At 55.1% G+C, this 20,249-nt stretch carries 20 protein-coding genes and 1 riboswitch; of the genes, 6 read left to right on the forward strand and 14 right to left on the reverse strand.

Annotated elements, in window-relative coordinates; genetic code table 11:
- Nucleotides 1–75: 75 nt before the first annotated feature.
- Both G8S19_RS15250 and clsB read left to right on the forward strand, forming a co-directional pair.
- The gene (locus tag G8S19_RS15250) at nucleotides 76–837 is read left to right on the forward strand and encodes an endonuclease/exonuclease/phosphatase family protein (RefSeq protein ID WP_253685488.1); all 762 of its coding nucleotides are present in this window, start codon (nucleotides 76–78) and stop codon (nucleotides 835–837) included.
- Nucleotides 834–2,075: a cardiolipin synthase ClsB gene (gene clsB, locus G8S19_RS15255; protein ID WP_137363673.1), complete on the forward strand. Its 1,242-nt coding sequence runs from the start codon at nucleotides 834–836 to the stop codon at nucleotides 2,073–2,075. The genes G8S19_RS15250 and clsB overlap by 4 nt, the downstream gene beginning before the upstream one ends.
- 107 nt (nucleotides 2,076–2,182) lie before the next feature.
- Here the strand turns inward: clsB and G8S19_RS15260 are convergent, their stop codons facing one another.
- From G8S19_RS15260 to moaA, 6 genes are all read right to left on the reverse strand, one after another.
- Nucleotides 2,183–2,887, reverse strand: coding sequence for a Bax inhibitor-1/YccA family protein (locus G8S19_RS15260; RefSeq protein ID WP_040230421.1), 705 nt, complete (start codon nucleotides 2,885–2,887; stop codon nucleotides 2,183–2,185).
- A 41-nt stretch (nucleotides 2,888–2,928) separates the two neighbouring features.
- On the reverse strand, nucleotides 2,929–3,381 hold the full coding sequence (gene moaE, locus G8S19_RS15265) for a molybdopterin synthase catalytic subunit MoaE (protein ID WP_101741863.1): 453 nt from the start codon (nucleotides 3,379–3,381) through the stop codon (nucleotides 2,929–2,931).
- 1 nt (nucleotide 3,382) lies between these two features.
- Entirely contained in the window at nucleotides 3,383–3,628 is a 246-nt protein-coding gene (gene moaD, locus G8S19_RS15270) for a molybdopterin synthase sulfur carrier subunit (RefSeq protein ID WP_101741864.1), read from the reverse strand.
- The gene (moaC, locus tag G8S19_RS15275; protein WP_003035188.1) at nucleotides 3,621–4,106 is read right to left on the reverse strand and encodes a cyclic pyranopterin monophosphate synthase MoaC; all 486 of its coding nucleotides are present in this window, start codon (nucleotides 4,104–4,106) and stop codon (nucleotides 3,621–3,623) included. Before moaC ends, moaD begins: the two co-directional genes overlap by 8 nt.
- A 2-nt stretch (nucleotides 4,107–4,108) precedes the next feature.
- The gene (moaB, locus tag G8S19_RS15280; protein WP_253685490.1) at nucleotides 4,109–4,621 is read right to left on the reverse strand and encodes a molybdenum cofactor biosynthesis protein B; all 513 of its coding nucleotides are present in this window, start codon (nucleotides 4,619–4,621) and stop codon (nucleotides 4,109–4,111) included.
- Nucleotides 4,622–4,640: 19 nt separating this feature from the next.
- Complete coding sequence (moaA, locus tag G8S19_RS15285) at nucleotides 4,641–5,630, reverse strand: GTP 3',8-cyclase MoaA (protein ID WP_253685492.1); 990 nt, start codon at nucleotides 5,628–5,630, stop codon at nucleotides 4,641–4,643.
- Nucleotides 5,618–5,763: riboswitch (molybdenum cofactor riboswitch) on the reverse strand. It overlaps the preceding gene by 13 nt.
- A gap of 288 nt (nucleotides 5,764–6,051) precedes the next feature.
- Between moaA and yvcK the strand changes: the two genes are divergently transcribed.
- Nucleotides 6,052–6,960, forward strand: coding sequence for a uridine diphosphate-N-acetylglucosamine-binding protein YvcK (yvcK, locus tag G8S19_RS15290; protein WP_005123744.1), 909 nt, complete (start codon nucleotides 6,052–6,054; stop codon nucleotides 6,958–6,960).
- 88 nt (nucleotides 6,961–7,048) lie between these two features.
- Here yvcK and uvrB read toward each other — a convergent pair whose 3' ends face one another.
- Nucleotides 7,049–9,070: an excinuclease ABC subunit UvrB gene (gene uvrB / locus G8S19_RS15295; RefSeq protein WP_101741868.1), complete on the reverse strand. Its 2,022-nt coding sequence runs from the start codon at nucleotides 9,068–9,070 to the stop codon at nucleotides 7,049–7,051.
- Nucleotides 9,071–9,838: 768 nt separating this feature from the next.
- Here uvrB and G8S19_RS15300 point away from each other — a divergent pair.
- On the forward strand, nucleotides 9,839–10,561 hold the full coding sequence (locus tag G8S19_RS15300; RefSeq protein ID WP_101741869.1) for an ABC transporter ATP-binding protein: 723 nt from the start codon (nucleotides 9,839–9,841) through the stop codon (nucleotides 10,559–10,561).
- Here the strand turns inward: G8S19_RS15300 and bioD are convergent.
- The 4 genes from bioD to bioB are packed head-to-tail and all read right to left on the reverse strand — an operon-like array spanning nucleotide 10,527 to nucleotide 14,151.
- Nucleotides 10,527–11,225, reverse strand: coding sequence for a dethiobiotin synthase (bioD, locus tag G8S19_RS15305; RefSeq protein ID WP_101741870.1), 699 nt, complete (start codon nucleotides 11,223–11,225; stop codon nucleotides 10,527–10,529). The genes G8S19_RS15300 and bioD overlap by 35 nt on opposite strands.
- Nucleotides 11,188–11,973: a malonyl-ACP O-methyltransferase BioC gene (gene bioC, locus G8S19_RS15310; RefSeq protein ID WP_116361006.1), complete on the reverse strand. Its 786-nt coding sequence runs from the start codon at nucleotides 11,971–11,973 to the stop codon at nucleotides 11,188–11,190. The genes bioD and bioC overlap by 38 nt, the downstream gene beginning before the upstream one ends.
- Complete coding sequence (gene bioF / locus G8S19_RS15315) at nucleotides 11,957–13,114, reverse strand: 8-amino-7-oxononanoate synthase (protein ID WP_061067564.1); 1,158 nt, start codon at nucleotides 13,112–13,114, stop codon at nucleotides 11,957–11,959. The genes bioC and bioF overlap by 17 nt, the downstream gene beginning before the upstream one ends.
- The gene (gene bioB, locus G8S19_RS15320) at nucleotides 13,111–14,151 is read right to left on the reverse strand and encodes a biotin synthase BioB (RefSeq protein WP_061067563.1); all 1,041 of its coding nucleotides are present in this window, start codon (nucleotides 14,149–14,151) and stop codon (nucleotides 13,111–13,113) included. Before bioB ends, bioF begins: the two co-directional genes overlap by 4 nt.
- A 76-nt stretch (nucleotides 14,152–14,227) precedes the next feature.
- Between bioB and bioA the strand changes: the two genes are divergently transcribed.
- Both bioA and G8S19_RS15330 read left to right on the forward strand, forming a co-directional pair.
- Complete coding sequence (gene bioA / locus G8S19_RS15325; protein WP_253685494.1) at nucleotides 14,228–15,517, forward strand: adenosylmethionine--8-amino-7-oxononanoate transaminase; 1,290 nt, start codon at nucleotides 14,228–14,230, stop codon at nucleotides 15,515–15,517.
- 57 nt (nucleotides 15,518–15,574) lie between these two features.
- Nucleotides 15,575–16,051, forward strand: coding sequence for a kinase inhibitor (locus tag G8S19_RS15330; protein WP_253685496.1), 477 nt, complete (start codon nucleotides 15,575–15,577; stop codon nucleotides 16,049–16,051).
- A gap of 95 nt (nucleotides 16,052–16,146) precedes the next feature.
- On the opposite strand, the gene hutH is transcribed toward G8S19_RS15330, so the two are convergent.
- The 3 genes from hutH to G8S19_RS15345 form a co-directional block, all read right to left on the reverse strand.
- Entirely contained in the window at nucleotides 16,147–17,667 is a 1,521-nt protein-coding gene (gene hutH / locus G8S19_RS15335) for a histidine ammonia-lyase (protein ID WP_253685498.1), read from the reverse strand.
- 1 nt (nucleotide 17,668) lies between these two features.
- Nucleotides 17,669–19,354, reverse strand: coding sequence for a urocanate hydratase (gene hutU / locus G8S19_RS15340; protein WP_101741874.1), 1,686 nt, complete (start codon nucleotides 19,352–19,354; stop codon nucleotides 17,669–17,671).
- Between the two features lie 136 nt (nucleotides 19,355–19,490).
- On the reverse strand, nucleotides 19,491–20,210 hold the full coding sequence (locus G8S19_RS15345; RefSeq protein WP_253685500.1) for a histidine utilization repressor: 720 nt from the start codon (nucleotides 20,208–20,210) through the stop codon (nucleotides 19,491–19,493).
- Nucleotides 20,211–20,249: the final 39 nt, after the last annotated feature.

Below are 20,249 nucleotides of genomic sequence, written 5' to 3' on the forward strand. Positions count from 1 at the left end.
ATTCGCGATACGGTCAAACCCCCCATCCCGAAGGATGATGGAGAGAGTCAGGAAAGTGACGCCAACGGGAGAATCATGAGCGAATCAGCAGACCGATTTTCATTCAATGTGCTCACCATTAACACTCACAAGGGTTTCACCGCCTTTAACAGACGCTTTATTTTGCCCGAGCTGCGGGATGCCGTCAGGGCAGTTGGCGCAGATATTGTGTGCCTGCAGGAAGTGCTGGGCGCTCACGACGTACACTCACTGCAGATAGAAAACTGGCCGGATACCAGCCATTACGAGTTTCTGGCCGACACCATGTGGTGCGATTTCGCCTACGGGCGCAATGCCGTGTATTCACAGGGGCATCACGGCAACGCCGTGCTATCGCGCTACCCCATTGAGCATTATGAAAACCGTGATGTATCCGTTGGCACGAGTGAAAAACGCGGTGTGCTTTACTGTCGCATTATGCCGCCGATGCTTTCCCGCCCGATTCATGTGATGTGCGTCCACCTCGGTTTGCGTGAAGCCCATCGCCAGGCACAGCTCAGCATGCTGGCAAATTGGGTCAATGCCCTGCCCAACGCGGATCCCGTGGTGGTTGCTGGCGATTTTAACGACTGGCGACAACAGGCAAATTATCCGTTGAAGAGCCAGGCCGGCCTTGACGAGATTTTTACCCGCGCTCACGGTCGCCCGGCGCGAACATTTCCGGTGCAGTTTCCCCTGCTGCGTCTGGACAGGATCTATGTAAAAAACGCGAATGCCAGTACCCCAACGACGCTGGCGCTGCGTCACTGGCGACATTTGTCCGATCATGCCCCCCTGAGCGCGGAGATTCGTGTATGAAAACTGGCTGGCGTGAAGGCAATCAAATTCAGCTACTGGAAAATGGCGATCAGTACTATCCCGCCGTATTTCACGCGATTGAGCACGCGGAGCAAAAAATCATTCTGGAGACCTTTATCTGGTTTGAAGATGCGGTCGGGAAACAGCTACATGCCGCACTGCTCGCTGCCGCACACCGCGGGATCGCCGCAGAGGTGTTGCTGGACGGCTACGGCTCACCGGATCTAAGCGACAGCTTTGTCGAAGAGTTAACCGCGGCGGGTATTGTTTTCCGTTATTACGATCCGCGCCCACGCCTGTTCGGGATGCGCACCAATCTGTTTCGCCGGATGCATCGCAAAATTGTGGTCATTGACGATCGCATCGCCTTCGTCGGCGGTATTAATTACTCCGCCGAACACATGTCTGACTACGGGCCGGAAGCCAAGCAAGATTACGCTGTGCGTGTTGAAGGTCCGATTGTGGTTGATATTCTGACATTCGTGCTGGAAAACCTGCCGGGACAAAGCGCCGTACGCCGCTGGTGGCGACGGCATCACCGGGCAGTCGAAAATCATCGCCCCGGTGAAGCGCAGGCGCTGTTCGTCTGGCGTGATAACGAGGAACATCGCGATGATATTGAACGCCATTATTTGAAAATGCTCGCGCAGGCAAAGCGGGAAGTGATTATTGCCAATGCCTATTTCTTCCCCGGTTATCGTCTGTTGCATGCCCTGCGTAAAGCAGCACGACGCGGCGTACGGGTAAAACTCATCGTTCAGGGCGAGCCTGATATACCCATTGTGAAAGTGGGCGCCCGGCTGCTGTATAACTATCTGGTCAAAGGGGGCGTCCACGTCTACGAATATCACCGCAAGCCGCTGCATGGCAAAGTGGCGCTGATGGACGATCACTGGGCTACCGTCGGGTCCAGCAATCTTGACCCGCTCAGTCTGTCGCTGAATCTGGAAGCCAATCTCATTATTCATGACCGTGCTTTCAATCAGATCCTGCGCGACAATCTGACTCCCATTATTGCGCAGGACTGCCAGCGAGTTGATGAATCAATGTTACCCAGACGCACCTGGTGGAACCTGACCAAAAGCGTATTAGCATTTCACTTTTTACGCCACTTCCCGGCACTGGTCGGTTGGCTACCGGCACACACTCCGCGCCTGACTGAAGTGGAGCCGCCAGCACAACCCGCGATCGAAACACAAGATCGCATTCAAACCGAGGATGCAGGAGGAAAAACCTGATAGCGAAGTTGGACGAAAAAGCGCGGGTAAAAAACGAGGAAGCGATGGCTAAATCACCGTGACTGTAGTGCCGGATGGGGCGTAACGCCTTATCCGGCAACAGAGAATTAACGACGATTACCGAAAATACGCAGCAGCATCAGGAACAGGTTGATGAAGTCCAGATACAGCGTTAACGCCCCAAGAATGGCGTATTTACGCAAGTTGGAACTGTCGCGCAGGTCAATTTGCTCACCGATATTTTTCAGCTTTTGCGTGTCATAGGCGGTCAGGCCGACAAACACGATCACCCCAATGTAGGTCACCGCCCACATCAGCGCTTCGCTCTTCAGCCAGAAGTTAACCAACGAGGCCAGAACGATACCAATTAACGCCATAAACAGCATGTTGCCGAAGCCGCTGAGATCGCGTTTGGTGGTGTAGCCGTACAAACTCATGATACCGAACATCCCGCCGGTGACCACAAAGGTACTGGCGATAGACGAATAGGTATAGACAATGAAAATGCTTGATAGCGTCAGACCGGTTAACGCCGAGTAGAGCATAAACAGCGTCGTTGCCATTCCAGCGCTGAGCTTTTGCACCATGCCGGACAGGACAAATACCAGCGCCAGCTGTGCAATGATCAGCCCAAAGAAGGTAATTTTGCTGGAAAAGACAAACATCATCACCGCAGGCGTATTCGCCGCGTACCATGCAATAAACGCCGTCAGTAACAACCCACAGGTCATCCAGCCGTAGACCTGCGCCATGTAGGTTTGCAGGCCGGAACGGGCCTGCACAATAGAATCGGATCGTGGGAATCGGTCCATGACAATCTCCTGAGTCAGTATGTGCCTAAACCAATTGTACTCTACCAGCGTTTTGCTGCTTGCTTATCGCTGTCGCGGGCGTCGACCCAACGTTCACCTTCTGGCGTGGCTTCGCGTTTCCAGAACGGCGCACGCGTTTTCAGGTAATCCATAATGAATTGCCCGGCATCAAACGCGCTACTACGATGTGCACTGGTCACACCGACAAAAACAATTTCATCGCCCGGCCACAGTTCGCCAATACGATGGATCACCGTTACCCGGCCCAGCGGCCAGCGCGAACGCGCTTCGTCGACAATCTCCGCCAGCGCTTTTTCAGTCATCCCTGGATAGTGTTCCAGCATTAATGCCTGCACGCTGTCACCCAGATTATGATTGCGCACTTTACCGGTGAAGGTGACCACCGCGCCGTCTTCATCGCGCTCTGCCAGCCAGGGATACTCATCCCCGACGCGAAACGGCGCATGGCCAACAACAATTCGCGTTTCAGTCATTTTAGCCTCCGGTTACCGGCGGGAAGAAAGCGACTTCATCACCCGCGTTAAGAGGATGGTCAAAATCGACCAGCGTCTGGTTTACCGCCGCCAGCAGCTTGCCATCTTCCAGCGCCAACGCCCAGCGATCGCTTTTTGCCGCAAGATGCTTGCGCAGCGCTTCTACCGTTGGAAATTCAGCCGTCATTTCTAGCGCATCGGTGTTGACCAGTTCGCGTACCTGAGCAAAGAAGAGAACCTTAATCATGTGCATCCACCTTAAAATCCCCCGACTTGCCGCCGCTTTTTGCCAGCAAACGCACCGGACCAATCACCATATCCTTTTGCACCGCTTTGCACATATCGTAAATGGTCAACGCCGCTACGGAGGCAGCCGTTAACGCTTCCATTTCAACGCCGGTTTTACCGGTCAGGCGACACAGCGTTTCAATGCGTACGCGATTGTGCTCCGGCTCGGCGTGAAGATTGACTTCGACCTTGCTCAGCATCAGTGGGTGACACAGCGGGATAAGATCCCAGGTACGTTTGGCGGCCTGAATACCCGCAATACGCGCCGTGGCGAATACATCACCCTTATGGTGGCTGCCATCGATAATCATCGCCAGCGTTTCGCTACGCATGGTCACGAATGCTTCAGCACGTGCCTCGCGTACGGTTTCCGCTTTGGCGGAGACATCCACCATATGCGCTTCGCCAGCGGCGTTAATATGAGTCAGTTGCGACATACTTATTTCTTCAAATGTGGGTGGAAATTACACGGACGCGTACGGGCATCAAGCTGCGGCGCAATGATATTTTCCCAGGCGGTACAACACGCTTTGGTCGACCCCGGCATGGCGAAAATCAGCGTTTTATTGGCCACCCCGGCAACCGCTCGAGACTGCAGCGTCGCGGTACCAATCTCCTCAAAGGAGAGCATACGGAAGACTTCGCCAAACCCTTCAACTTCTCTGTCAAACAGCGGTAGCAGCGCTTCCGGTGCCTGGTCCCCTTCGGTTAACCCAGTGCCGCCGGTAATGAGCACCACTTGCACATCGTCACTGGCAATCCAGGCTGAAACCTGAGCGCGAATCACATAGCGGTTCTCTTTGACAATCGCCTTATCAACAATCTGATGACCCGCCTCCAGCGCCGAGTCGCGCAGATAATGGCCGGAGGTGTCATCTTCTTCGCCACGACGGTTGGAAACAGTAAGAATAGCAATGCGTGTCGGGATAAATTCAGCGCTTACCTGACTCATGAGAAACTCCTTTTAGCGATCAGCCGCCAATGTAAGATAAGTTTTGCGTAATACCGGTATTGTTCTGATGCAGGAAATGGGTCTGCTTTTTCTCCAGCAACGCGGCAGAGATACGTTCTTCAAGCGCAGCCTGCAGGGCGTCGTCGGTCAGCAAATCACGCAAGTTCACCCCGCCTTCACCAAATAAACACAGATGAAGTTTGCCGACGGATGAAACACGCAGGCGATTGCAGGTGGCGCAGAAGTCTTTCTCATAAGGCATGATCAGACCAATTTCACCGGCATAGTCAGGATGACAGAAAACCTGAGCCGGACCGTCGCTGCGCTGGCGTAACTGGTGGATCCAGCCGCGCTTAAGCAGTTCATCGCGCAGTACCTGCCCGGAGATATGGTGTTTGCGGAAGAGAGAGCTGCCCTCACCCGTTTCCATCAGTTCAATAAAACGCAGTTGGATTGGCCGAGGTTGGATCCACGCAAGGAAGGTGTCCAGTTGATGATGGTTTACGTCGCGCATCAGCACGGTGTTAACTTTCACTTTTTCAAAACCGGCATCGAAGGCGGCGTCAATCCCCGCCATCACCTGCTGAAACTTATCCTGCCCGGTAATGGCGTGAAACTGACGGGCATCCAGGCTGTCGACGCTGACGTTGAGTGCCGTCAGCCCGGCATCGCGCCAGGCAGCAGCATCGCGCGCCAGACGATAACCATTGGTGGTTACCGCAATCTGACGGATGGCGTCGTTTTCACGTACGGCAGCAATAATGTCGGTAAAATCGCGACGCAGTGACGGTTCGCCACCTGTCAGACGCACTTTTTCCGTTCCCAGGCTGGCGAACGCACGCGTGACGCGGCGAATTTCATCAACGGTCAGAAAGCCGTTATTAGTCACACCACCTGGCTTATAGCCATCTGGCAGACAGTAAGTGCAACGAAAGTTACACACATCGGTAATCGACAAACGCAAGTAGTAAAACTTACGCGCGAATGCATCGGTAAGTTGAGAGCCCATGTACACCTTTCCAAATACGGGAGGCGAAGTCATTTCTTCCTGCGCCCTGGTGACAATCGTATTCACGTATCGTCACGGCCAAAGCACCGTATCATTTGACCCAGGTGCAGAGGCTAGAGTGTTTATACTCGTCATGCTTCGAGTACATTGTGGTTATGCCGATACTAGCGTGTAAATGACACTTTTGCCATGTACACTTTCGCTGTATAAATATGTATATAGCGGCATGATCGTGCAATTTCGCTACAGAATAAGCAAAAACCATCGTTTTGCATTGATATACATCATCTTGCTATCAGGTGGATGTCGTCAGAAAGGGGTAGATCGCAGAAAAAAATTACGGCAGATGCCGACTGGATAATTGCTGAAAACACGCTATTTACGTTACTGTAGCGCCGATCAATTGATATCAGGAATAACTATGCGCACTCGTACGCTGGCAGATCTGGATCGCGTTGTCGCTCTCGGCGGAGGGCATGGATTAGGACGCGTTCTGTCGTCACTTTCTTCTTTAGGTTCACGCCTGACGGGCATCGTCACGACCACCGATAACGGCGGTTCCACGGGGCGAATTCGCCGTTCAGAAGGCGGTATTGCCTGGGGAGACATGCGGAACTGCCTCAACCAGTTAATTACCCAACCAAGCGTCGCATCGGCGATGTTTGAGTATCGTTTTGGCGGTAATGGCGAACTTTCCGGCCATAACCTCGGAAATCTGATGTTAAAGGCGCTCGATCACCTCAGCGTGCGGCCTCTGGAAGCCATCAATTTAATTCGTAGCCTGCTAAAAGTTGATGCACATTTAATTCCCATGTCAGAACTACCGGTGGACCTGATGGCGCTCGACGATCAGGGACATGAAGTGTATGGCGAAGTAAATATCGACCAGCTCACTACCCTGCCGCAAGAATTAATGCTCTCACCTAAAGTTCCCGCCACGCGAGAGGCGATTGAAACCATCGCCGAAGCGGATTTGATTCTGATAGGACCAGGCAGTTTTTACACCAGCCTGATGCCGATCCTGCTGCTCGACGAACTGGCACAGGCGTTACGTCGCACACCGGCACCAATGGTTTATATCGGCAATCTGGGACGCGAACTCAGCCTGCCTGCCGCCAGCCTGACGCTTGCCGATAAGCTGGCCATCATTGAGCAATATGTTGGTAAGAAGGTGATTGATGCGGTGATTGTCGGACCAAAAGTGGATGTTTCCGCCGTTACCGACCGCATTGTGATTCAGGATGAACTGGAGGCCAGCGATATTCCCTACCGTCATGACCGTCAACTGCTGCATAGCGCGCTGGAGAAAGCGGTGCAGGCGTTAGGTTGAACGTATTTGCCTGATGCGCTGCGCTTATCAGGCCTACAGGTGCGCTTGTAGGCCTGATAACGGGTCTCCCCCGCCATCCGGCATCGCGTTAAGACGCCGCGATAAACAGCTCGCGCAGTTGATGCAACTGGTCGCGGATCGTCGCGGCCTCTTCGAACTCAAGGTTCTGGGCATGCTGCATCATCTGACCTTCTAACTCGTGAATCTTCTGCTGCAGCGCTTTCGGCGTCATGTCCAGCTCAACAACCTCGGATTTCGCCCCGGCACGTGACTTCCCTTTGCCTTTCGCTTTGGTCTTCGCAATATTCTGACCCAACGCCAGAATATCAACGACTTTCTTGTTCAGCCCCTGTGGCGTAATACCGTGTTCTTCGTTATACAGTTGCTGCTTCTCGCGACGACGTTCAGTTTCACCAATGGCCTTCTCCATTGAGGCGGTAATTTTATCGCCGTAGAGAATCGCTTTACCGTTGATGTTACGCGCCGCTCGACCTATGGTCTGGATAAGCGATCGTTCCGAACGCAGGAACCCTTCTTTGTCCGCATCCAGAATCGCCACCAGAGAGACCTCAGGCATGTCCAGGCCTTCTCGCAACAGGTTGATACCAACCAGCACGTCAAACTCGCCCAGGCGCAAATCACGAATGATTTCCATACGTTCCACGGTATCGATGTCGGAGTGCAGATAGCGCACCCGCTCGCCATGTTCTTCGAGGTATTCGGTGAGATCCTCCGCCATGCGTTTGGTGAGCGTTGTGACCAACACACGTTCGTTAATCGCCGCACGGGTGCGGATCTCGGACAGCAGGTCATCAACCTGTGTCGCCACCGGACGCACTTCAATGACCGGATCCAGCAGGCCGGTCGGTCGTACCACCTGATCGACAACTTCATCACCGGATTTCTCCAGCTCATAGTTGCCCGGTGTCGCTGAAACATAAATGGTCTGCGGTGCCAGCGCCTCGAACTCTTCAAACTTCAGCGGACGGTTATCCAGCGCCGACGGCAGACGGAATCCATACTCAACCAGCGTCTCTTTTCGTGCCCGGTCGCCACGGTACATGCCACCAATTTGCGGAATCGTAACGTGAGATTCATCCACCACCAACAGGCCATCGGCAGGCAGGTAATCAAACAGCGTCGGCGGCGGCTCGCCAGGACCGCGTCCGGACAGATAGCGTGAATAGTTTTCAATCCCCGAGCAGTAACCCAGCTCGTTCATCATTTCCAGATCGAACTGCGTACGCTGGCTTAAACGCTGTTCTTCTACCAGTTTGTTGTTCGCCAGCAGGATTTTGCGGCGCTCCGCCAGCTCGACTTTAATTTCTTCCATTGCCTGCACGATACGTTCGCGCGGCGTCACATAGTGGGTTTTCGGGTAAATGGTGAAGCGCGAAATAGTGGATTCAACCTGCCCGGTTAGCGGGTCGAACAGCGACAAGCGCTCAACTTCTTCATCAAACAGTTCAACACGCAGCGCGATATCGTCAGATTCGGCCGGAAAGATGTCGATCACCTCACCACGCACGCGGAACGTCCCGCGCTGGAATGCCTGATCGTTACGCGTGTATTGCAGTTCAGCAAGCCGGCGCAGGATCGCGCGCTGGTCGATAATCATCCCCACCGTCAGATGCAACATCATCTTCAGATACAGATCCGGATCGCCCAGACCATAGATCGCGGAAACAGAGGCCACCACCACCACATCCCGCCGTTCAAGCAGGGCTTTGGTCGCCGACAAACGCATCTGTTCAATGTGTTCGTTTACCGACGCATCTTTCTCGATAAAAGTATCAGAGCTCGGGACATAAGCCTCCGGCTGATAATAGTCGTAGTAGGAGACGAAATATTCCACTGCGTTATCCGGGAAGAACTCTTTCATCTCGCCGTACAACTGGGCTGCGAGGGTTTTGTTAGGGGCCAGCACCATCGTCGGACGCTGTAAATCCGCAATCACGTTGGCAATAGTGAATGTCTTCCCCGACCCCGTCACCCCGAGCAGCGTCTGATGCGCCAGACCATCCTCCAGCCCTTCTTCCAGGCGACGAATCGCCTCAGGCTGATCGCCAGAGGGTTTAAAAGCGGAATTCAGTTTGAACGGTTTACTCATGAGCAGCTACCTGAAGCAATGGGCGGGCAGGTGTGTAATTTTACTCGCAGCAGTATATTTTGCCAGTAAAATATACTGGATGAAAAAACAGTAACGCACCAGAATATTTCTGTTACGCCATCAGAATGCCCGTCAGAGCAGGCTAAAATTTTGGCGCTGGCGAGATAAAACACCAGTAAAAATGTGTTATCCCCAAACCAATGACTTTTTTAACATTTGTCAAGACGGCAGATGAAAGTTTTATGGCAACGCATGACACTTCCGCGACAGCCATTGCTTTTATCTAACATTCTGTATTTCAATAACTATTCTCTCGAGCCGTCTTTCGCATCAATTTAGTCGCAGGCCGCGTCTTCTCTCGCTTACATTGTGTTTTCTAACTCTAATACACAAGGTTATCCACAGGAATAGTGGATAACTGCCTCCAGCCCGTGCTGACTGCCGCCTGGCAAAAACACCGACTTGCTCTTTTCGGGTGGGATAAAAAAAAATTATCGCCATTTTTTTATATTTATCAGCCAACGGAGCCCTGGAGGCTGTCGAGATCTTGCTCGCATTTTCACCATTTACCTGCCTGCACCATCCCGACGCGACCAGGCACTGGCAATGTGCGCAAAATTAACCCGGATCGTTAAAAACCAGACATCGCTGCCGATGGATCACGCTATCCCGCTGTTTTTCGCGCATTTCCCATTTGTGGCAAGAGATTTGCAATTTTCTTCTGCTCCCCGGCCTGTCGGGCGGATAACTTCATGATGGAGAAAACCTATGTTGAGTCTTCGCGCAGTGAATCACTATTACGGTAACCAGCACACGCTATGGGATGTGGATCTCGACCTGCAGCCCGGCAAATGTACCGGTGTGCTGGGACTTCCGGGGATGGGGAAAACGACGCTGGCCAATTGCATCATCGGCAATTTGCCTATCGAAAGCGGTACGATGGTCTGGCATCAGGCAGGCGCGCCACCGCGCGATCTGAGTCCGATCCCAGCGGCAAATCGCATTGCGCTGGGTATTAACTCCGTTTCACAACAGAGACGGATTTTTTCGCAACTGACGGTCGAGGAAAATCTGCATATTGCGCGCCAGGCGGTTGAGGAAAGCGAAACGATGAACAACAGCGATATATACCGCCTCTTCCCACAGTTGTACAGTCTGCGTCAGACCAAAGGGGTTGCCTTATCAGAGGAAAATCAGCACCAGCTTGCACTCGCCAGCGCGCTGGTTACACGCCCACGCCTGCTAATCCTCGATGAGCCTACGCGAGGAACGGGCCAGGCGTATATCCACAAGCTGGGGAACCTGATTGTGAGGCTAAGCCAGGAGTTGGGCATCGCCATAATGCTCGCAGAGCAAAGCCTGCCGTTTATTCGTCGGGTCGCTGATTGCTATTGCCTGTTACATCGCGGACGCAATGTGGCCCAGGGACAACTGGCGCAGCTCAGCGACCCGTTTCTTAACGACTGGATGGCGCCAGAGGCAAAACGCTAAGGTCGAGATAGTGCCCTGTCGTTGCGCGTTCTGGCTCGTCCTCCAGCCATGGGATTTCCCCCAGCAGCGGAGCCGGAATCGCGCGTTTCAGCGTTGCCATATATTCAGCATGGCGTTTCCCTGGCGGAGTCACATCATTGGCGACCCACCCCGCCAGCGTCAACCCTGCCTGCTGTACCGCTTGCGCAGTCAGAATGGCATGGTTGATGCAGCCAAGCTTGACGCCAACCACCAGAATCACCGGCAGTTGTTCTGTTTGTACCCAGTCAGAAAAACTCAACGTGGGTGAAAGCGGCGTAAACCAACCGCCAGCGCCTTCCACCAGCACCCAGTCAGCCTGCTCTTCCAGCTTACGTAGCCCCGCAGACATCACTGAGGCCTGAATAGGGCGACCTTCGTCAGCGCTGATGATATGCGGTGACGTGGGTTCGGCAAAGGTATAGGGATTGATTGCCGTATAGTGCACTGCCACAGCGCTGTTGCGCTGTAATGCCAGAGCATCGCTATTACGCAGACCCTCAGCCGTTATTTCACTACCGGACGCCACGGGCTTATAGCCGACCGTTCGATAACCCAATTGTCCCGCGGCCTGCAGGAGCGCACAGCTGGCAATTGTTTTACCAACCTCAGTGTCCGTCCCGGTGACAAAATACGTTCTGGTCACGTTGAATTACTCCTAAAAAAAGTTGATACGTCAGCGGGTATTTTCCCTGTACAGAGGGCCAGGCTAACTGTAACTGCTGCAGCTGTGAACGGGTCAGTACGCGCTGCTCGCGTCCATCATGGAGATGCGTCGCACCGATCCCTTTGAGCGAGCGCATGGCGCTCAACGCATCGTCAAACCACAGTGTCACCGGATGAAGCTGATACTCGACGTCCCAGCCATGCAGAGCCTTTTCAAGTTGCTCCACGGGCAAGAAACGGTTGGTGTGCTCCCGGTCATCTACCGCTTGCCACGCCCGGCGTAATTCCGGCATCGAGCCGTGTGCCAGGGTACTAAACGCCACCGTGCCTCCGGGGCGCACAACCCGGCAAAGCTCACTTAACGCGCCGTGTAAATCGCTGCACCACTGCACCGCCAGATTGCTCCAGGCCAGGTCAAAAGTGGCAGCGTTTTGAGGGATGGCTTCAATATCCGCCAGCAGATAGTGGTGGGCGGCATTTTGCCGCTGTGCCTCTGCCAGCATTTGTTCAGAAAGATCCAGTGCGCTGACTTCGCTTCCCTGCTCACGCCAGTAGCGACTCATGCGCCCTGGGCCGCACCCCGCATCCAGTACCCGTGCATAATCCCGTTCACCAAGCAGCGCCAGCAAGGCGTCGGCGCTTTGGCACTGTAGCCCGGCATGTTGTTCATAGTGGGAAGCGGCGCGTCCAAATGCAGCAGCAATGGCCTGCTTATTGACCTGCGCCATGCAGCACCTCCAGCAAGCGGTCGATATCCTGGCATTCATGCGCCTGCGTCAGCGTCAGCCGTAATCTGGCGGTGCCGACCGGTACCGTAGGAGGTCGGATGGCGGTCACCCAACAACCTTGGGCGCGTAAAACCTCCGCCAGTTGCAGTGCTTTATGGTTATCGCCCACGATCAATGGCTGGATGGCACTGTCTGAGTTTGCCAGCGTGAAATCCGCAATATCCAGGCCAGCACGAAAACGTTGGATCAACATGGCCAGTTTTTCCCGGCGTTCATCGCCCTCACGACTGCGGATCACCGCCAGCGCGGCGCGCAATGCCTGCGCCTGAGCAGGCGGCATGCTGGTGCTGTAAATCAGATGACGGGCAAACTGCAGCAGATAATCGGCCACGCTGTCTGAACACAGGATTGCCGCGCCGCTGACGCCAAATCCTTTCCCGAAGGTCACCACTAACAGCTCAGGTTTCACCTGCTGTCGGAAGCATGAGCCACGCCCTTCCTCACCGCTAACGCCTATACCGTGGGCATCATCCACCAGCAACCACGCATTCTGGTGCTGCGCCTCAGCGTGAATTTCCGCCAGTGGTGCGCTGTCGCCATCCATGCTGAACACGCCTTCGGTCACCACCAACTGCTGCCCCGGACAGGGGGCAGACAGTAGACGAGCCAAATGTTGCGGGTCGTTATGGGTAAAACGGCGTAACACGGCGGGACTCAGACTGGCCGCTTCCAGCAACGACGCATGGCTGAGGCGGTCGGCGACAATCCGGTCATCTTTTCCCATCAACGCTGTGATCACCGCCTGGTTGGCGGCGAAACCGGAAATGAACAGCAATGCTCGTGAATAACCCAGCCATTGCGCCAGTTCGTCTTCCAGCGCCTGATGCGCGATGGAATAGCCGCTAACATGGCCTGAACCCCCGCTGCCGACGCCAAAACGTTCAGCCCCCTGCTGCCAGGCACAGACTATCTGTGGATGGTGACTCAACCCCAGATAATCGTTACTGGAAAAATTCAGATACTGACGCCCCTCGGCCAACAACCAGCGCCCTGCCCCCTGTGTCACCGCATAGCGGCGACGCAGAGCATCAGCAGAACGACGCAAAGTGAGCGCATCATCAATTTTTTGCTGCCAGGTCATACGGTTGCCGCGTTGTAGTAGTCGTCTGTATCCGGGGTGCGCAACGCCTGCTCCAGACGTTGCTGCTGTTCGTTATCGCCCGCCAGTACCGCCGTTTGCTGCGGATTCAGACCGAGTTTGCGGAATAAAAGCAGATCTTTGTCTTCGTTCGGGTTGGGTGTAGTGAGCAGTTTGCAGCCGTAGAAAATCGAGTTGGCCCCGGCCATAAAACACATTGCCTGGGTCTGTTCGTTCATCTGCTCGCGCCCGGCAGAAAGACGCACGTACGAGGTCGGCATCATGATGCGCGCGACAGCGATAGTACGAATAAAATCAAACGCATCCACATCGTCGTTATCGGCCAGCGGCGTGCCCTTTACTTTCACCAGCATGTTAATGGGGACGCTTTCCGGCGGTGTGGGTAGGTTCGCCAGTTGCAGCAATAAACCGGCACGATCGGTAACCGTTTCCCCTAACCCCACGATACCGCCAGAGCAGACTTTAATCCCCGCCTCACGCACTTTATCCAGCGTATCAAGTCGCTCCTGGTACGAACGGGTGGTGATGATATTACCGTAGAACTCCGGCGAGGTATCGAGGTTATGGTTGTAGTAGTCCAGGCCCGCGCTGGCCAGGCGCTGAGCCTGGGTTTCGTCCAACGTGCCCAGCGTCATACAGGCTTCCAGCCCCAGCGCTTTTACACCCTGGACCATCTGTTCCAGATAAGGCATGTCGCGCTCATGCGGATTCTTCCACGCCGCCCCCATGCAAAACCGTGTTGAACCTGCCTGCTTCGCCTTACGCGCGGAATCCAGAACCTGCTCAACTTCCATCAGACGCTCGGTTTCCAGACCGGTTTTATAGCGGGAACTTTGCGGGCAGTATTTGCAGTCCTCCGGACAGGCACCGGTTTTAATCGACAGCAGCGTACTCACCTGTACCTGCCGCGGATCAAAATGCTGACGGTGCACTTGTTGCGCTTCAAACAGCAGATCCAGCAGGGGTTTTTCAAATAATTCGGTGACTTGCGACATTGTCCAGCGAGAAGAATGAGCCATATTGATATACGTTTCGTTGTCAGTTTGGTGTAGACTCGTAAACCTAAATCTTTTTAATTTGGTTTACAAGTCGATTATGACAACGGACGATCTTGCGTTTGACCAACGCCATATCTGGCACCCTTACACCTCCATGACCTCCCCGCTACCGGTTTATCCGGTGGCCAGTGCCGAAGGTTGTGAACTGCTATTAGCCAACGGTGAGCGGCTGATTGACGGTATGTCGTCCTGGTGGGCGGCGATCCACGGTTACAATCACCCGCAGCTGAACGCCGCGATGAAAACGCAGATTGATGCCATGTCGCACGTGATGTTTGGCGGCATTACCCATGCCCCGGCTATTGCGCTGTGTCGCCAGTTGGTGGCGATGACGCCCGAGGCGCTGGAGTGCGTTTTTCTCGCGGATTCTGGTTCGGTCGCCGTGGAAGTCGCGATGAAAATGGCGCTGCAATACTGGCAGGCAAAAGGCGAAGCGCGTCAGCGTTTCCTGACGTTTCGTAACGGTTATCACGGTGACACCTTCGGCGCAATGTCGGTCTGCGATCCCGACAACTCGATGCACAGTCTGTGGAAGGGTTATCTGCCGGAGAACCTGTTTGCGCCCGCCCCGCAAAGCCGCATGGGCGGCGAGTGGGACGAACTGGATATGGTACCGTTCGCCCGCCTGATGGCCGCGCATCGCCACGAAATTGCGGCGGTGATCCTTGAGCCGATTGTGCAGGGCGCTGGCGGCATGCGCATGTATCACCCCGAATGGTTAAAACGCATCCGTAAAATGTGTGACCGTGAAGGTATCCTGTTGATTGCCGATGAAATCGCCACCGGATTTGGTCGTACAGGCAAGCTGTTTGCCTGTGAACACGCCGATATCACCCCGGATATTTTGTGCCTTGGCAAAGCGTTAACCGGCGGGACAATGACCCTTTCCGCAACTCTGACCACCCGCCAGGTCGCGGAAACCATCAGCAACGGTGAAGCCGGATGTTTTATGCACGGCCCGACTTTCATGGGCAATCCACTGGCCTGCGCCGTCGCCTCCGCCAGCCTGTCGCTGCTCGAAACCGGCGAATGGCGCTCGCAGGTCGCGGCCATTGAAGCGCAGTTGCGTGAAGAACTCGCCCCGGCGGCAGATTCCCGTTGGGTCGCCGACGTGCGCGTGCTTGGTGCCATCGGCGTGATAGAAACCACTCATCCGGTGAATATGGCCGCTTTACAGAAGTTCTTTGTCGAACAGGGCGTGTGGGTAAGACCGTTTGGTAAGCTCATTTATCTGATGCCGCCGTACATCATCAAGCCCGAACAACTGTGTCGTCTGACCCAGGCCGTCAACGAGGCTGTGCGCAATGCAACATTTTTTAGCGATTAACCAGCGGTAAGCTCTACGGTTTCTGGCTACACTTTTTGGCTAACGAGAGGAGTCAGCATGAAACTAATCAGTAACGATCTGCGCGATGGCGAAAAGCTTCCTCATCGCCACGTCTTTAACGGCATGGGATATGACGGGGATAATATTTCCCCGCATCTGGCATGGGATGATGTGCCCGCCGGGACTAAAAGCTTTGTCGTGACCTGTTACGATCCTGATGCGCCAACCGGCTCCGGCTGGTGGCACTGGGTGGTGGTAAATCTGCCTGCAGATACCCGGGTTTTACCACAAGGTTACGGCTCGGGGCTGGTTGCGTTGCCGGAAGGCGTGCTGCAAACACGCACGGATTTTGGTAAAGCCGGTTATGGTGGCGCTGCGCCGCCGAAAGGGGAAACCCATCGCTATATCTTTACGGTTCATGCGCTGGATGTGGAGCGTCTTGATGTCGATGAAGGCGCCAGCGGCGCGATGGTCGGATTTAATGTCCATTTCCACTCGCTCGCCAGCGCTTCTGTTACCGCATTATTTAGCTAAGTTCTGTTGTGCCGGATGTCAGCTTAGCCTCATCCGGCCTACAAAGCAGACCGTAGGCCTGATAAGACGCGTCAGCGTCGCCATCAGGAAATTTTCTACAGAAATTCGGGCAGCAATTTCAGCAACGTTCCTTGTGCTAACAGTTCGGTCGCGCACTCGATATCCGGGGCGAAAAAACGGTCCTGTGTATAGTGGGCAACCTGCTCACGTAGCGTCTGGCGCGCCTGCTCCAGCAGCGGGCTTGAGGTTAACCCTTCACGCAGGTCAATCCCCTGACACGCCGCCAGCCACTCTACGGCAATCACGCCGCGCGTATTCGCCGCCATCTCCCACAGTCTGCGCCCCGCCGCTGGCGCCATTGAGACATGATCTTCCTGGTTGGCGGAGGTTGGCAGGCTGTCCACGCTATGCGGATGCGCCAGCGCTTTGTTCTCGCTCGCCAGCGCGGCAGCCGTGACTTGAGCAATCATAAAGCCGGAGTTCACCCCACCGTTTTTCACCAAAAACGGCGGCAGTTGCGACATGTGTTTATCCATCATCAGCGCAATACGTCGCTCCGATAACGAGCCGATTTCGGCAATCGCCAGCGCCAGATTATCTGCCGCCATCGCCACCGGTTCAGCATGGAAGTTGCCGCCGGAAATGACATCCCCCTCTTCGGCAAATACCAGCGGGTTGTCGGAAACCGCGTTGGCTTCAACCAGCAGAACATCCATTGCCTGGCGCATTTGCGTCAGACACGCCCCCATCACCTGCGGCTGGCAGCGCAGAGAATACGGATCCTGCACTTTCTCACAGTTATGATGCGACTGCGAAAGCGCGCTGGTGTCAGTTAATACGTGACGATACAGCGTCGCGGCATCAATCTGCCCACGCTGTCCTCGTGCGGCATGAATACGGGCATCAAACGGACGACGAGAGCCCAGCACGGCTTCGGTGGTCAGCGCCCCGCACACCGTTGCAGACGCGAACAGTTCCTGAGCTTCAATTAATCCGCGCAGCGCGAAGGCGGTGGACGCCTGAGTTCCGTTGAGCAGCGCCAGCCCTTCTTTCGCCTCCAGCGTAATCGGCTCCAGCCCGGCCTTTTTCAGCGCTTCGGTCGCCGGGAGCCATTCCCCCTGCCAGCGCGCCTTCCCTTCTCCGAGCAGCGTCAAAGACATATGCGCCAGCGGCGCCAGGTCACCCGATGCCCCCACTGAGCCTTTCGCCGGGATCAGCGGATACACCTCGGCATTCACCAGCGCAATCAGCGCTTCAATCACGCTCAGGCGAATACCGGAAAAACCGCGCGCCAGGCTGTTGATTTTCAGCACCATAATCAGACGCACCATCGCGTCGTCCAGCGCCTCGCCGACACCTGCCGCATGGGAAAGCACCAGCGAACGCTGCAAATTCTGCAAATCTTCCGTGGCGATACGGGTCTGGGCCAGCAGGCCAAAGCCGGTATTAATGCCATACGCCGTACGGCCTTCAGCGACAATATTATTGACGCAGGCGACGCTGGCGTTAATAGCATCGATTGCCCCGGCATCCAGACTCAGTTTGACCGGCTGCTGCCAGATTTCACGTAGCTGGGTAAAACTCAGATGGCCCGGCGTGAGTGTCATGGTGTTCATATCAGCGTTTCTCCTGCGTCGCGGCAACCATCGGCAAATTCAGCCCTTCTTCGACGGCGCATTCCACCGCAATGTCATATCCGGCGTCGGCGTGGCGCATCACCCCTGTCGCCGGATCGTTATGTAAGACCCGGGCGATACGCGCCGCGGCTTCATCGGTGCCATCGCAAACAATCACCATCCCGGCATGCTGAGAGAAGCCCATTCCTACCCCGCCACCGTGGTGCAGCGACACCCAGGTCGCGCCGCTGGCGGTATTAAGCAGCGCGTTCAGCAGCGGCCAGTCGGATACGGCGTCTGAACCGTCGCGCATCGCTTCGGTTTCGCGGTTCGGGCTGGCAACGGAGCCAGAGTCCAGATGGTCACGGCCAATAACAATCGGCGCGGATACTTCACCGCTGCGCACCATTTCATTAAACGCCAGCCCTAGTTTTTGCCGCCATTCCAGACCGACCCAGCAGATACGCGCCGGTAAACCCTGGAAATTAATCCGCTCACGCGCCATATCCAGCCAGTGGTGCAGATGCTTATCATCAGCCACGATCTCTTTCACTTTGGCATCGGTTTTATAAATATCCTGCGGATCGCCGGAAAGCGCCACCCAACGGAACGGGCCAATGCCGCGACAGAACAACGGTCGAATGTAAGCAGGTACGAAGCCGGGGAAATCAAAAGCGTTTTCCACGCCCATCTCTTTGGCCATCTGGCGAATGTTATTGCCGTAATCAAACGTCGGCACGCCCATTTTGCTAAACGCCAGCATCGCCTCAACGTGCGTTGCCATGGAGCGTTTCGCCGCCTGCACCGTGCCCTGCGGATCGGACACCGCTTTTGCCTGATACTCATCCCAGCTCCAGCCGGACGGCAGATAACCGTGCAGTGGATCGTGGGCGCTGGTCTGGTCGGTGACCATGTCCGGGCGCACACCGCGCTTCACCAGTTCCGGCACAACGTCGGCGGCGTTCGCACACAGCGCAATGGAGACCGCTTTACCCTCGCGAGTGTATTTGTCGATACGCGCCAGCGCATCGTCCAGTGAGGTGGCCTGCTCGTCCACGTAACGGGTACGCAGACGGAAATCGATCCGGCTCTGCTGGCATTCAATATTCAGCGAACACGCCCCCGCAAGCGTAGCGGCTAACGGTTGCGCCCCGCCCATACCGCCCAGCCCGGCGGTCAGAACCCAGCGCCCGCTCAGGTTACCCTGATAATGCTGACGCCCGGCCTCAACGAAGGTTTCATAAGTGCCCTGTACGATGCCCTGACTGCCGATGTAGATCCAGCTCCCGGCGGTCATCTGGCCATACATCGCCAGCCCTTTGGCATCCAGTTCATTAAAGTGTTCCCAGGTAGCCCAGTGCGGCACCAGGTTGGAGTTGGCAATCAGCACGCGCGGTGCGTTGTCGTGAGTTTTAAATACGCCTACCGGTTTTCCGGACTGGACCAGCAGCGTCTCATCGGTCTCCAGTTTGGTCAGCGCGTTGACGATGGCGTCATAGCATTCCCAGTCCCGTGCGGCGCGGCCAATCCCGCCGTAAACCACCAGCTCATGCGGATTTTCCGCCACATCGGGATCCAGATTATTCATTAACATGCGCAGCGGCGCTTCGGTCAGCCAGCTTTTGGCCGTTAAGGTGGTGCCGCGTGGGGCACGAATATCCTGCTGACGATATTTGCTATGGGACATGACAGAAAACTCCTCGCGAACGTCGGATAGATAAGTAACATATACTTGTCTATACAAGTCACCGCAAGGATGATTTTAACAATTAAGATACATTTTTATTATATTGCGTCAGCAATCACGGTTTTCATGTCCTGTATCAGGACATAAACCGCCCTTGCAGGCGATAGCGGGAACCCGGGAACAGCAAACGGGCATGAGAGACAATAGAAGACGCAGACCAGGTCTTGCGGCGGATCAGCAGGCAGGGATCGTGTTCTTTGATATTCAGCAGCGCGCACTCTTCAGCGCTGGCACGTACCGCTTCAACAATATGCTCACCTTCCGTTAAAGGGGCTATCAGCGACAGGTAAGCATGCGGCGTAGTCTGGCTGTAATCCTGCGCCAGATACTCCGGCACAATTTCGGCATTCACGCAGCGATCTTCAATCTGTACCGGCAGATCGTTCTCGTAGTGCACCATGACAGAGTGAAAAATAGCAGTGCCTTCTTTGACGTTTAATACCAAAGCCTGCTGCGCGTTTGCCTGGGTTCTTTCCAGCGTCAGCACTTCGCACCGGTGCTGATGCTGACGGGCGTTGATTTCATCCGCGATGCTGCGAATTTCAAACAGCGCGGACTGACCTTTTGGCTCGGCGACAAACGTCCCCACGCCCTGCAAACGCACCAGTAAACCTTCATCCGTTAACTCACGCAGCGCCCGGTTGATGGTCATGCGGCTGAAACCATACTGCGCCACCAGCTCTGCCTCAGACGGAATGCGATCGTGAGGCTGCCAGATACCGCTGGCAATTTTTTCGCTGATCTCCTGTTTGACCTTTTCGTAAAAAGGAGCCGGAGCAGAACGGGATGGGAGCATGCGTGAGCCTTCCTTAAGCTGAAAATGTAAGTGGGTACA

The sequence above is a fragment of the Citrobacter sp. SX206 genome (assembly GCF_024181025.1).
Lineage (GTDB): Bacteria > Pseudomonadota > Gammaproteobacteria > Enterobacterales > Enterobacteriaceae > Citrobacter > Citrobacter youngae.